Here is a 13,766-nt window from a genome sequence, read left to right on the forward strand (position 1 = left end):
TAGGCTTGTTCCTAGAGCTTCGCAAACATTATTAATAAGAAAATAGCATTCAGCTGGAATGGAAGCCAGCCACTCTGCCATTGGAGCGGCCTACCTAACTTTTCGTAACGGAGAAATAAAAATGCGTTTCAATCCAAAACTCGCCGCATGGGCCTTCGCCACTACTGCGACAGCCTTTTCTTTGGGTGCACATGCTGCATCGGTTGAGGTAAAAGTAATTGGCACTATTATTCCGAACGCCTGCACTCCGACATTGGCGGGTGGTGGCACTATCGATTACGGCACACGCAGTTCTACTGACTTGAGCGCAAACGACTTTACCCTGTTGCCTGAAAAAAATGTTGCATTCACTATTGTTTGCAATGCACCGACAAAAGTTGCGCTGAAGGCTATAGATAATCGTGCGGGCACACGAGTCCCTGGAGCAGTAAAGAAAATCAGGCCAGCCTTGAATGAAGTCGGCGCCTTTGGTTTGGGCAATGCGTCCGGAAAAAATATTGGTGTTTATGCGATGACCTTAGCCGTAAATGACTTCACTGCTGACGGCGCCAAAGTTGAATCAACCTTCAGCAAAGACTCCGGCACTACATGGCTAAACTCAAGTTCAGGAGGTATTGCAAATGATGGTTCAGTTCTCATGTCATGGTCGGCAACAACTGCTGGCGCTCCAATCGCATTCAAGACTCTGTCAGGTACTTTAAACGTGCAGGCCGCGTTGAATAAAGGTTCTGAACTGGATCTGAGCAGCGATGTGTCTCTGGACGGTTCAGCCACGCTAGAGTTAGTCTATTTGTAATGCAAAATCGGCCCGTAGCGTTTATTCGCTACGGGCTTTTGCCCCACGCTATTTCTCTACTCATTCCCGGGCCTAACAATCTACTTCAGATGGCGACTTAAAATTCCAAATGTATTATCGATTGCGCAACGCCAGATATTATCATGCCCGCGACATACAACATCGGTCGCAGTACCCCCTACGTTTATTATCGTTCCGTCCTCGCTGACACGACTAAGACTCAAATCAGAAATTTGCAAAGCCATATCGCCATAGACAAACAAATGTCGCCTGGTACTGCATACAGGAAATCCGAGGCTGAAGAACCCTTCCTACTCAAGGGCAATGGCGTCTTTACCACGATGCATTTTCCCCGCCGCATCAATCATGATGCTGTCGGCGTGAAATAATCCTAACGCTGCTTTGATGTCTAGCGAGGTAGACCATCTTCCATAATAGAGAAAAACTCCTCGCCGTTCTCCTCGAGCCTCCGCTTTTTTCTGACATCATGATTTTCCTTTTACAGATTTCATGTAGCTGCCGCCAAAAAAACTCACAGGCAATAACTTGTGAGCTTTCTCAAATTCAAGAATAAACCTACGGATATGCGTAAAACTTCACAGGCTACTCTAGTGTCTTCATTATCTTGAACAACCCATTGTTAGAGGTTATTCCTAGTTTGCGAAAAGCTGTGGCTTTCTGCGTGCTGATGGTTTTTATACTACGGTTGAACTTCTCGGCGATTTCCGTGATGGTCATGCCGTCGAGATAACAGCGGATCACCTCCTGCTCACGCGCCGACAGTAAAGCCAATTGCAGCACGTTAGTGTCACTGCTGATTAATTGAGGTGAATTGTCACTTTGCTGGATGCCATCGACTACTTTATAAGAAGCTTCTGCACTTAGGTAAATAGCTCCGGAAGCAACCACCCGGATAGCCTTGGCGAGGCATGTCAGATCCTCATCCTTGCCAATGAATCCGCGCGCTCCAACCCGCAGGGCCAGCGAGACAGTGGCAGGATCGTGGTGAGTTGAGAGCACCAGGATCCGGCAGGCAGGAAAGCGAACCCGCAAAGCGCGAATCAGTGAAACACCATCAAGCTCGTCGCGACCGAGAACGAAGTCCAGCAAAAGCACATCGACGGGCACTGTAGACATGCCGCGCATCAGTTCCCGGCTGTTTTTATATATCCCGACGATCTCTATGCCGGGGGCGTCGCCTAGGTGACTGGCAAGACCTTGGCGAACGACAGCATGGTCGTCGAGTAATGCAACACGTATAGACTTCATGGCGTTCAGACGTCACTCGGTATGGACCAGGTAACTCAAAGACTAAAATGAGAATAGTCAATACTGGCACCTGATCGAGAATTTTTAAGTACAAACACACAGTTCTGGAAAGTCGCACCCAGGCTTTTGTCGTGCACTATCGCGCGACGAGTCTCAGGAAATCAGCCTGCTCCAATGGAGGGGCCAGAGCCAATCCTTGTCCGGCGCTGCAACCTAGACGGTTGAGCATCTCGATGCTGGATGGGTCCTCAATACCCTCGGTCACCAGATTCAAGTTGAAGTAGCGGGCAAGGTTAACGATGCCGGAAATGATCTCGCTCGATTGTGGCGATTGCTCAGCAATTCCAGCTAACTTTCCGTCGACTTTCATCTCATCGAAGGGTATGTGCGTCAACAGAGCGAGCGTTGCGGCGCCGGCACCGAAGTCTCCGAGCGAAATCAGAAAACCCTTCGCTCGGAGTGCCATGATGGACGCTGACAACACCAGTTCGTTTCCAGGGGTGATTTGCTCAGTCAGCTCGATCTTCAATCGCCGGGCAGGCAAACCGGCCTTGTGCATCTTGATTGCCAACCGGGTAGCCAGTCCGGTGGCACACAGCGTGCGGGCCGAGGCATTTATAGCGATGGGAATATCTATACCCAGACGATCGAGCGTACCGAGGACTTCAATCACCGCTCTCTCTACATGACTGAACAGCAAGAGGCCTAACCCTAACTGGTCGACCATCGGGATCAGGATCAACGGGGGGATGTCGCCGTGGATTGGGTGTTGCCAGCGTATCAGCGCTTCGGCACCGATCACTTGACGACTGGCCAAGTTATATTGCGGCTGCAGCACCACACGCAGATTTTCACCCGACGTTATCACTGACACGACCTCGTCTTCGCTGATCAACAACTCAAATCTGTCAGATTGCGACAGCTGCGGTAGCAAGTGTTCGGCAGTAGCAAGCTTTTCGAGTACTTGTAGAAGCTGAGTGGGATGATTCTCGGCAACGATCTCAACCCGTATGCCCGATGCTCTGGCGAGTCGGGCATACGAGGCCAAGGCTATACTGGAAATACCTTTGACGATATCCGTACGGCCCTGCTCGATGGCAGCGGCCGACGAAGTCGCATCATCAAGCGCACAGGCCTTTATGGTCCAGACAATATGGGGAGCTCTGCGTACCCGGCCGTAGGCGTTAAGTTCACCGACCCAACACGGTAGCATCAGACTGTCGACATGATCAGCATGAATCTCGGCCATAACGATGTCCATAGGTTGCTTACGCAGGCGCAGCCTGCTCAGCGACTCAACGTGCTCGATATGGAAAAGACCACTACCGTTCAGGCGCTCTGTCATGCGTAACACATATTGTTCATCGTGGCTTAATACGACCAGATTGACTCGGGGGGGAGGCGTTAGAGTAAGGGGCGAGTTTTTCAACTTGACGATCGCTTCATGAGTGTACTGACAACTCATTTAAACAACGCCCGATCATTTCAGACTATAAGACTGCTCTTAAAAATAATGTGAGATGACAACTCTTATTCTTATCTCGCTCGTGGCGCGCGAGCAGTACAGTATAATTGACGGCCGCTCATGCCAACGGTAGGGTTTCGATCAAAAGCGTGAGGTCATTCACTGCTTTCCAGGAGGCATGGCCGTGAGAAAAAATGCAGAAAAATCCGACAGGTCGGCTGTTATCTTCAATATTGACTTTTTCCAAGCGAAGTACCAGGTGAAAGCACCATGAAGCGGAGAGCGGCGTTTTGGCCAGCGATTTTATTGGTCTGGTTACCGTCAGTTTTCTCCCATCCTCTGGATCTCACCCCTGAAGAACGCGCCTGGATTGCTGCAAACCCGGTCGTCCATGTGGCGGTCGAGCCTAACTGGAAGCCGATACAATATGTGGAGGACGGTCAGCTCATGGGACTGGCCACCGAGTACATAGACTTCATCGAACACAGCACAGGCCTTCGATTTGAGCCTGTGCCCGATTCGGGTCTCGGTCGGAGTAGGATAGAGAAGTTTCAGCGGGGCGAAGTAGATGTTCTTCCCGGGATCACGCCGATGTTTGCGCAGCAATCGATTATCGACGCAGCCCTCTTCACCAACACCTATTATACGGGCGCAACAATAGTTGTAACACGTAAAAACAGTCAGGCGGTGTTCGATCTACATCGACTAGACGGGCATATTGTTGCCGTCAAGAAGGGCAGCTCATATGAGAGCGCAATCAGAGCACTCTACCCAGCTGTCAAAATCCTTGGGACGAAAACGTCCGAAGATTCGCTTACTGCAGTCATTGACAAGCAGGCTGATGCGGCGCTAGACGTTGCACCTGTGCTGCTGCCTTTTTTACGTAGCAAATATGATGAGGAACTGTATGTATCCGGTGGGATAGCCCGTTTGCCAATGGAACTTTCCATGGCTGTACGACGTGATCTGCCCATCTTACGTGACATTATAGACAAGGTGCTAGCATCTCTGACCGCGGAGCAAATCGATGCGATGGTCCAGAACGAGCTCGAGTCGGCCAACAACTATGGCAGGCCGTCGCTAGACGTACTATTGCGCTATTACGGCCTCCAAATGGCACTGGTCTTGACTGGACTATTGTTGATCGCAGGATTTGCGGTTCACGCTAGGCAGCAACGGCGACTGGCCATGCGAAGCGAGAAAGAGAAAACTATGTTTCTGGCCGTCCTCAGCCATGAGATTCGCTCGCCGATGAATGCCATCCTCGCCTCCATGGAGTTGCTGATGCAGCGTCCCGAGCTGCCAGAAGAGTCTCTTCGTTTACTGGCGGTTGCTTCCAGCGGTGCGGAGAACTTGTTGTATTTGTTGGATGACGTTCTGGACATTTCCAAGCTCGAGGCCGGACGGCTTCAACTGGATCTGGGGCCCGTCGATATCATGGAGCTGACCCGCTCAGTTGTGGATTTGCTGGCGCTGAAAGCGAAGAACGGAGTTGAGCTTGAGCTGATACAAGAACACCCCATTGAACCCCATCTGATGCTGGATAGGTTTCGCGTTGAACAGGTGTTGCATAACCTCATCTCAAATGCGATCAAGTTCACGCCTGAAGGTGGCGTGACGATCAGTATACGGTTGGATCCCAGCCCTCCCCCGCTAAACCGGCATCAATTACAAATCCGCATAGTGGATACAGGTATCGGAATAGACGCCGACTCTCTTCAACGGCTTTTTCAACCATACACCCAAGCAAGCACGAATACTGCGCGCAAGTTTGGTGGCACCGGGCTTGGCTTGACCATCTGCAGGCAACTATTGGAATTGATGGGTGGTTCTATAGATCTCGAGAGCGAGCCTGGTAAAGGCTCTATCGCCTCAGTGCGGCTACCCTGTGATATTTACGTTCCGCCGCTCCACCTACAAGAACAGGGCCTATCCAGACAACAATTTGATGTGCCAGCGACGGAGCGTGTACTCAGGGTCTTGCTGGTAGAGGATATGCCTGCGAATCAAGCCGTCCTCCACGCCCAGCTCGAAGTCTTGGGCTACAGCCCGACACTCGCACCCGATGGGGAACAAGCCTTGTTTGCACTTGAGCAAAACACGTTTGACATTGTGTTATTAGACTGTGATCTCCCGAGCATTTCCGGTTATGAGGTGGCCCGCCAGTGGCGAGCCATAGAGTCGTCGCTCGCCCTTGTACCTACGCCAATCATGGCGATCTCCGCATCGACCGATGATGAACACACCACCACCTGCTTCGAAGCAGGCATGGACGGCGTACTGAAAAAACCCATCAAGCTGGGCAAGTTAAGAGATGCACTTCAACTCTGGACAGATTTGCCACTGGCACATATTGATGATGAGGCCGCATTCGTTACAGATGAACGAACAGCTTTCGCGCACCTTTGGAGCGACGTGCATGCGTTACGGGCCGCAGTTGAAATGGCTGACATGGAAGACGCGACTCATTACGCGCATCGATTGTTTGGTGCCTTCGCGATATTGAAACAACCCGATATGGCATCGTTGGCGAAATCAATGGAGGCCCGCCTCAAGGTCGGGGCCTTTAGCTCTGTACAGACGGATCTTCTCACATTGGAGCAGCTACTGGGGCAATATGCGTCATCCACAGGATCAGACAGAATTTCACCATGAGGGGATGATTGAACGCCTTTTAATCCCATTCCGATAGTCTGCACTCTGCACGACTACGTACAGTATTTGGCATCAATATATTTCTATGGGCAGATACGATGCCATCGAGTCCGATGCAGACGGAGCATTACAAAACTTTGCCTCAGGTGCTGATTGTAGGAGCAGTTGACGTTATCGGCTACAGCCCATCTTTCACCTACGAGGCGCAGTTCGTAGCGAACTTGAGTGCAGCTGCAATTGTACTGGCCACGCGACGGTTTGACGTCGTGCTGAACAGTATCTCGGCGGAGCGTACCGAGGGGCTAGCATTGCCGTCATTGCTGCTGGATCTTAGGCGGCAATGCATATTGTCGAATTTGCCTGTTGTCATATGGTACAACGCACAGGAGCAGAATTCCCTGGAATGGCATGCACGAGTAGCCGGACGTGCGGGTGTAAAAGTCCTGCTCTTCGACTTGGCTAGTGCAAATATCGATATGAATGTCGCCTGCGCGCTCTTGGAGAGCAGTCATGTCGGGCCAGGCCAGCACAGCAAAAATCAAGCGCCCAGCGCAGTTGAGCTGATGCGCGCCCTGATGGCCAATATCGACCTCAGAATAGTGCTGCAACCACAACTCAACCTGCAAACCGGCGAGATCGTAGGTGCCGAAGCGCTGGCGCGTTGGAACCATGTATCCAAAGGTAATATTGCGCCGGCAACCTTTGTGCCGTTGGCCCGCCAAGCCGGTGTGGAGCTACTGCTCTTCCACACAGTGCTGACTAGAGTGATTGCGCTGTTGAGCGATCTGCACCGTCAAGGTATTGCGGTGCCGATAGCGGTAAATGCATCAGCCTCGATATTATCCACGACTGGGATTGGTCAATCACTCGCGCGAAGGCTTCGAGAAGCAGACGTGCCCACTTCACTGCTGACGATCGAATTGACGGAAGATGTGCCAGTTCATGATTGGCTTGCCTTGTCGATGGAGTTGGGTTCTCTGCGCATGTGGGGCTTTCCGATTGCAATGGACGATTTTGGGTGTGGCTTTGCTTCGATAGACCTGTTGACTCAAATGCCATTTTCCAAACTCAAAATTGATGGCCGCTTCGTACAAGGTATGGCCGATGACTGCGGCTGTTGTGCGGCAGTCTGCGCGGCGATTTCGATAGGCCAGGCCATGGACCTGGATGTCATCGCCGAAGGGATTGAATCTTCGTCGCAGGTTGAGGCGTTGCTCAAGTACGGGTACCGCACGGGACAGGGCTTTGCCTTGTCGTTACCTCTGGAGGTGGACGAATTCATACGCGCGCTCGCCACCGGAGCCTGAGAGCTATTACGGCGACGACGTATTCGAGCAACTGCGCCTGACGCTCGAAGAGTGGCAGATCAGTGTCTCGCTACTACCCGCCGGTCGTACCCTTCCCTGTACACCGCAAGCCACCAGTCATCCCGGTATCGGCTCCAAAGCCCGGCAGTAATCCGCGAATCAGGCTGGGCAAGTAGGCTCACCATGGTTGAGGCCCTGGAGCAGGCGTTGGCTGTACAGGCTCGCCTTGCCATCGCGCCAGGTCAGGGTTAATACATATAGCGTGTCGAAATCATCACGCCTCCAATCCTCGGCGATCATCCCCTCCTCACCAAGGGCCTTGCCTGCTACGGCATTGATCAGTTCCGGGAGATAACCACGAGACCAGGCGGTGTAGACCGTCGCGTTGTGATATTTCTTGCGCAGTAGCTCGTCCGCCAGTTCGTCAGTGTCGTTTGCCCCAAAGTCGATATTTACCGACAGGCCAAGGCGGATGGCGCTGGGGCCGATAGTCATCAGCGGGCGAATATAGCTATAGCGTTGGTCCTGACGCCCCTCCTTAACATATCGCGAGGGGTTGGCAGCGAACACGTAGTCGGCTTTGCCGAAACGCTCAGGCAGCATTATAGCGAGGTCCAGGGCGCGATTGAGCCCTTGGCAGTTCAGCTGCCCCAATCCCTCGCTGAGTTTTTCGGCGTGGCGCACGAATACCAGAGTCTGGGTGCCGTCCGTCGGTTTGACCTGACGTTCACTCCCCACTAGGGATGGCTGCACGGTTATGGCGGCAAGTCCCAGGATCGGCACCACGTGACGAAGGGACAGAAAGACAAATTTAAGGCGGGGAGGTAATTTATCCAACTTGAATATCGCTTGATGTTTAATAAGACAACATACTTAAGCAAAGACCATCATAGGGTTCTATAGGACTACACCTAAATTATTCAGCTTGCTGCTTTGAACCAATGGCGACGAATAAACAAATCAGCGCGCACTCTGCTTAGGTGGAGCTAGTACTGCCATGTCGGCGCGGAACGCACAGGAATCAACGGCTCATCAAAACCGGTATAAGGTGTTCCGATAGGAACTGCCTCGCCCTCCTCATCCATAAGTCGACTATTACGCATCGGATGCCAGAGAGTAGGTTTTAATGCTGCCTTTAAGTGTCAACTGTGGCTGTAACTGTCATCGTCGCAATGCAGTACCGCCGCTATAGGAAATTCAATAGTAGTTACGACATGTAGTATGACCAAGGAATCTGCATTTTCAATGCGGCGGGCGAATGCTCTGCTGTACAACGTACCGAACGAAAAGTTTGGCTCCAGGTACGTGGAATCTTTCGTTGCTGCAATGAGCTGGATTCAATAGGAGGCGGAGAAAAGTTGGTGTGCCAATGAGCAGTACTACCTGCTAAGAACTGGAGCGCCTACCTCATTGGAGCGCATCGACGCGGAGACTTTTATCAACGCCGCTATAAACTGTGGAATACATGGTGAAATGAACCTGAACTTATCGCCCGTCGCAAGATTAGTGTAATCAGCAACCTGGAGTAAGTTCGGAATGAGCGGTCGCACCATCTACCTTTTCATGTGGGGATATCAAGGCGCTTGACTCGCATCTAACCGGAGTCAGCACAGGGATACTCCTGATCAGGAGCGACAATTGTAAACCTGTGAGTCAATTTTGCGCAGGGCTGTTTATTCCATGCATCACTGTGGCGAGGGAGCTTGCTCCCTCACCACAGATTATCGCTGGACAACTTCCCTGGGTTAGAAGCGGAAGGTAAAGCCCGCGTTGATCCCGTTGTTGTTACCGCAGTTGGACAGCAAACCGCTGTAGCTCAACGACACCAGCGTGTCCTGGGTCAGGGCCATTTCCGCACTGGCCTTGATGATCGCACCGTCGCGAGCCACCGGCACACTATTGACCGCAAAGGCGTTGTCGCTACCAGTGAATTTCAGCGAAGCCTCACGATCGGTATCACCGAACTGATGTGCCCAGCCCAACTCGCCACGCAAGGTCACCGCCGACGTGCTGCTGACCGGCAGTTGGGTGTGAGCCCTCAGACCCAGGGTGGAGAGCGTTGCATCCTGGCTTTGCTTGCTGGCATGCAGGGCCGCGGCGCCACCTTTCTCCTTGAACGAATCGCTCTGGTAGTTCAGGTAGGTCAGGTTGGCAAAGGGTTCGAACGCGGCCCACTGGGTATAACCGATCTCGGCGAACACTTGATCGGTGCGTGCGCTGTAGTCGGCTCGTTCATGGTCCGACTGGCTGGCGTAAACCACGCGCCGTGAGGTGTCCAGACGGTGCCAGGTGGTGGCACCGCCCAAGTGCAGGGCAATCGCATCGAAACGTTTGCCGCTGTAGATCGACAGGTGATAGTTGTCGCTGTCCGCCGAGGCCGACGACTCGCCATTGAGGTGGCTCTGGGTGTAGCCGGTGGCCGCACCCACGCGCCAGCCATCGCCTACATCCGTGTCCAGACCCAATAGCACGCCGCTGGTGGACGACGAATAGCCACTGGCATTGTTGTCACCGCTGACGTTATCGCGACCGCCCAGCAGTTGCACCCAGCCGCCGTTGTCGGTGGCCAGGATCTGCGCGCTGGAGTCCTGCGCCTGAGCCTGTTGCAGGCGGCCGTTGACGGCTTCGCGAATGTAACGGCTGTCGGCCATTTGCGCCGCCGCCACATCCGATTGCAGTTGCCCCGACAGTTGTTTGAACGCCTCCCGCGCCTGGGCTGCCGAGTCGGAAGCCAGCAGGCTTTCATACACCGGGCTGCCGGCGCCCAATGTTTCGGCCACTGTCGCCACTGCATGTTCATTACGCGTTTGCGCGACGCTGGCGAAGGTCGTCTGGTTGCGTGCTACCGCCAGGGTCAGTTGGTTCGGTTGGTAATTGAGCTGGGTACCGATGAACAGGTAATTGGGCGAGATCGCCGAAAACTGGCCATTGATGCCTTGGCTGGCGCTGAGGATGTTGAACTGCTGGCCCAGCAAGCTACGTGTCTCGGTGAAGGTCAACAGGTTGGGACTGTTTTCCAGGGACACCGTCACCGCACCACCGTTGAGTGTGGCGACACCGCTGCTCTGGATCTGGTCGCTCCGGCCATTGGGGCCCACTTCCACGGCGTACACCGAGCCCGGGTTGAACGTCACATCGCCGGTGTGCAGCGTGCCGATCGAATGACCTGGCGCCACACGGCCGCCAGTATTGACGGTCAAGGGCCCCACCGTACCGTTGCCGGCCAGTGTGCCGCCCAGGGTGGTTGTCACGCCGTTGTCCGCGTTCACGGTGCCTACGGCGCTGCCATCCACGGTCACGCCAGAGGTCAGCGAGCCATTGACCGACAGCTTGCCGCCGCGTACCCAGGTGCTGCCCGAATAGGTGTTCTGGCCTTCCAGCACCAGTTCACCGTCCCCCGACTTGGCCAGGCTACCGACATAGGTCGTGCCGGTGAGCAGGTCCTTGGCACGCGCCAGCATAGCCAACTCCCGCGCGTTGCCGATTTCATATTGGAACTGATCGTCAGCCGAGGCATTGGCCGGCAGGCCGTTGAGCCAGCCTTTTTGCTGTTTGGTGGCCGCCCAGGTTGCCTGCTCGGCAGCGTCTTCTAGCCGACGGGCGCGGATCGCCTCATCGGAAATCGGGTTAGCCCAGATGTCACGAGTACCGGTGGGTAAGGCCACCGCCACCGAATCGAGGAACTGCCCCGGCCCCTGCATGGCTTTTTGCAGGTTGGGCAAGCCCCAGCCACTGACCACTCCCGGTACCTGCGGCGTACCCCGCGCAGCGTCGTGCACCGGTTGCAGTTTGCCGTAGGTGCGGCCGCCGTACAGGGTACCCACGGGCGTGTCCAGACCGTCCGGCGCTTGCAGGCTGGAGGTGGTCAGCAACACATCGCGGGCCTGACTGGCGGTCATGTAAGGGAAGCGCTGAATCACCAGCGCCAACGCCCCGGAGACGCTCGGCGCGGCGGCCGAGGTGCCGTTGGCATTTGGGATAATTTCGCCTTCCGGCCCCGTGGATGGAATCCCCGAAACGCCCATCACACACCACCACTTCGACGTGCCGCAACGGTTGTAGACCTGAGCGCTGGTCTCGTCGTAACCGGTGATCGAAAGGAATTTGGTTTCGATATCGGGTTTGAAAAACGGCAGGTTGGCGTTGGTATCCGGGTTGGCCCCGTGGCTGTCGTTACCCGCAGAAATGATCTGAATGAACGTGTTTTGCCGTGCTGCGTCGGCCATCGCGTCCATCCAGGTTTTTTGCCCGGCGTGGGCCTTGTCCCAAAACGGGCGATAAGCGGCGGTCATGTCGCGCAAGTTGTCCGCCGCGCTGTCGCCGACATTGCCGAAGTGGTTCTCTACATCGTTGCGCGAGTTTTGCCCCCAACTCTGGTTGACGATCGACACATTCTTTGCGGCCAGGGCGTTGTAGCTGGCCATGAAGGCGTTGTAGTCGAGGTCATTGGAGCCTTGGTACCGATCGTTGTCGCTGCCACCTGTGTTGGCGACAAAGATATTCGCATCGAAGGCAATGCCGTGCATACCGGTGCCATTGCGGCTGGCCCCAAGCACGCCGGACATTTCCGTACCGTGGCCATCGTTGAACGCCGGGTCATATTCTCCTGAGATATTGAAATGTTCACCCTGCTGGAACTCGCCGCTGGGCACTTCAAGACGGTAGCGCGGATGGGTAGCGTAGTACTCGCCGGTAGAAGTCACCGTCTGCACCCGGTCCTGGCCCTGGGCATTCTTGCCCTGGAACTCAAAATGCTCGGCGAGGACCCCCGAGTCGAGCACGCCGACATTCACGCCCTTACCGGTGATGCCCAAGGCATAAGCATAGTATGCATTGGTGCGGTCCAGGCCAGAGTTAACCTGGGCTTCCGGAGTCTTCCAGGTTTGTGCGTTGGCGCTCCAGTCACGTGTAGCACCCGCCCAGGATTGACCTGCATTCAGTTGCCCGTTGAGGTTGCTGCTGACGCCCGGTTCTACATAGACATAGGGCTTGGCGGCGGGCAAATTGGAGATGATTGCCTTGGAAAAATCGAGAATATCGGTGGTGTAACGGCCGTTGTTGCTGAACAACCGGCTGCGGTATTTGTCCAGAGGCGAGTCGTAGTCCAACGGCCGCTTGGTATCACCAAGCATGGCGCTGATGGTCAGGTTTTCTGGTTGCAGTTCGTAGTTCTGCTTGAGGGCCGAGTCAAACTTGCCGGACTGGGCGGCAAAATCCTTGGCCGCTAAATCGACGATCTCCGCGTCTTTAAACCGCAGCCCCTTATATACGTCGGTTTTGGGGCCAAACGAGGCAACGGCTTTCCTGAACGCAGCTTCAAGCACCTGAGACGTATAGGGATTATTGGCTGCTGGCGCTTCTTGCGCAAAAGCCACGCCTGCCTCGCTCATCAACAAGGTAACAGCCCAAGTGATGGGTGTGAGCCTCCATTGTCGTGCTGTGAGTAGATGTTTTTTTATACGACTTGAATCATGATCTGAAATACTCATTATGCTCCCCTCGAACATGTAATTATTTCTAAATGCGTGTCATCGGTTTTTTATTTTTTATAGGCAGAAAGCAACTTGATCATTTCGGGATTCGAGCTCCGCATTAATATATTTATCACAGGCCAGCACTGCGACTTTTTTGTGCGGACAACCAAGAAGCAGGGCGCCACTTGGTAACTTCAATAGCGTTTTTATCGCTGCAACAGGGTTTGGCTTTAAATAAAATTCTGTGGTTATAATTCCCTCATCAAAGTGGTGCAGTAGGCCTTCTCAAGACAATACCGTGATACAAGTCGTTAAATATTTAGGAGTAGTCTGAAAAACGAAAAGCGAACGGATATTAGGGAGAGTACCTCAGCCGAAACCCTCTTCTTATTTGCAGTAAGAGCTGCCCTTCGAGGAACAGATTTAGGTCAACCTTGAACAGCTACACTTTAGCCTTGCTGCCCACAGGACGGCAAAATACCGGGACTTCCAGCCAAAAGTTTTCACGCACGTAGTCCACGCTTGCACTCATCCCCCCATCGAAGATCGCTGACTCCCTCACCCCGGTATCCGTTTTTTGGCTAGCTGCTAAGTAGCATCCAAGATCCCGGCGTCACCAAAAAACGATGTGACTCCGGAAAATGGTTGCCAGCAAGGGACACCTTGCCCCCCGAATCACGATTCCAGTACGACAAGAAATGCCAACACGTGCGGATACGGGAAATTGATCGCGGCGTTACCGATGATCTAGTGCTCACGTGTAACCCGCGGCACGAGGCTAACGCGGGCCTCGGAAAACT

Annotated in this window: 8 protein-coding genes; 4 read left to right on the plus strand and 4 right to left on the minus strand. The window is 53.9% G+C overall.

Annotated elements, in window-relative coordinates; translation table 11 throughout:
• The first annotated feature begins 121 nt into the window (after nt 1-121).
• Entirely contained in the window at nt 122-796 is a 675-nt protein-coding gene (locus HX815_RS24870) for a DUF1120 domain-containing protein (RefSeq protein WP_177022822.1), read from the plus strand.
• A gap of 143 nt (nt 797-939) precedes the next feature.
• On the plus strand, nt 940-1,185 hold the full coding sequence (locus HX815_RS24875; protein ID WP_177029034.1) for a hypothetical protein: 246 nt from the start codon (nt 940-942) through the stop codon (nt 1,183-1,185).
• A gap of 214 nt (nt 1,186-1,399) precedes the next feature.
• On the opposite strand, the gene HX815_RS24880 is transcribed toward HX815_RS24875, so the two are convergent.
• Nucleotides 1,400-2,065, minus strand: coding sequence for a response regulator transcription factor (locus HX815_RS24880; protein ID WP_177022821.1), 666 nt, complete (start codon nt 2,063-2,065; stop codon nt 1,400-1,402).
• A gap of 136 nt (nt 2,066-2,201) precedes the next feature.
• Nucleotides 2,202-3,530, minus strand: a complete 1,329-nt coding sequence (locus HX815_RS24885) for an EAL domain-containing protein (protein WP_177022820.1) — start codon at nt 3,528-3,530, stop codon at nt 2,202-2,204.
• Nucleotides 3,531-3,800: 270 nt separating this feature from the next.
• Between HX815_RS24885 and HX815_RS24890 the strand changes: the two genes are divergently transcribed.
• Both HX815_RS24890 and HX815_RS24895 read left to right on the plus strand, forming a co-directional pair.
• Entirely contained in the window at nt 3,801-6,185 is a 2,385-nt protein-coding gene (locus HX815_RS24890; RefSeq protein ID WP_177022819.1) for an ATP-binding protein, read from the plus strand.
• Between the two features lie 113 nt (nt 6,186-6,298).
• On the plus strand, nt 6,299-7,492 hold the full coding sequence (locus tag HX815_RS24895; protein ID WP_177029035.1) for an EAL domain-containing protein: 1,194 nt from the start codon (nt 6,299-6,301) through the stop codon (nt 7,490-7,492).
• Between the two features lie 159 nt (nt 7,493-7,651).
• Here the strand turns inward: HX815_RS24895 and HX815_RS24900 are convergent, their stop codons facing one another.
• Together HX815_RS24900 and HX815_RS24905 are read right to left on the minus strand one after the other, a co-directional pair.
• The gene (locus HX815_RS24900) at nt 7,652-8,266 is read right to left on the minus strand and encodes a histidine phosphatase family protein (RefSeq protein WP_371136005.1); all 615 of its coding nucleotides are present in this window, start codon (nt 8,264-8,266) and stop codon (nt 7,652-7,654) included.
• Nucleotides 8,267-9,237: 971 nt separating this feature from the next.
• Entirely contained in the window at nt 9,238-12,882 is a 3,645-nt protein-coding gene (locus HX815_RS24905; RefSeq protein WP_256351182.1) for an autotransporter domain-containing protein, read from the minus strand.
• Between the last annotated feature and the right edge of the window lie 884 nt (nt 12,883-13,766).

This window comes from Pseudomonas sp. E6002 (genome assembly GCF_013385565.1).
In the GTDB taxonomy this organism is placed as follows: Bacteria; Pseudomonadota; Gammaproteobacteria; order Pseudomonadales; family Pseudomonadaceae; genus Aquipseudomonas.

Bases quoted from the DNA above. Each gene is read 5' to 3' on its own strand.
- HX815_RS24880 (WP_177022821.1), bottom strand. From the start codon at position 2,065: ATGAAGTCTATACGTGTTGCATTACTCGACGACCATGCTGTCGTTCGC.
- HX815_RS24895 (WP_177029035.1), top strand. From the start codon at position 6,299: ATGCAGACGGAGCATTACAAAACTTTGCCTCAGGTGCTGATTGTAGGA.
- HX815_RS24905 (WP_256351182.1), bottom strand. From the start codon at position 12,882: ATGAGCGAGGCAGGCGTGGCTTTTGCGCAAGAAGCGCCAGCAGCCAAT.
- HX815_RS24890 (WP_177022819.1), top strand. From the start codon at position 3,801: ATGAAGCGGAGAGCGGCGTTTTGGCCAGCGATTTTATTGGTCTGGTTA.
- HX815_RS24870 (WP_177022822.1), top strand. From the start codon at position 122: ATGCGTTTCAATCCAAAACTCGCCGCATGGGCCTTCGCCACTACTGCG.
- HX815_RS24875 (WP_177029034.1), top strand. From the start codon at position 940: ATGCCCGCGACATACAACATCGGTCGCAGTACCCCCTACGTTTATTAT.
- HX815_RS24885 (WP_177022820.1), bottom strand. From the start codon at position 3,530: ATGAGTTGTCAGTACACTCATGAAGCGATCGTCAAGTTGAAAAACTCG.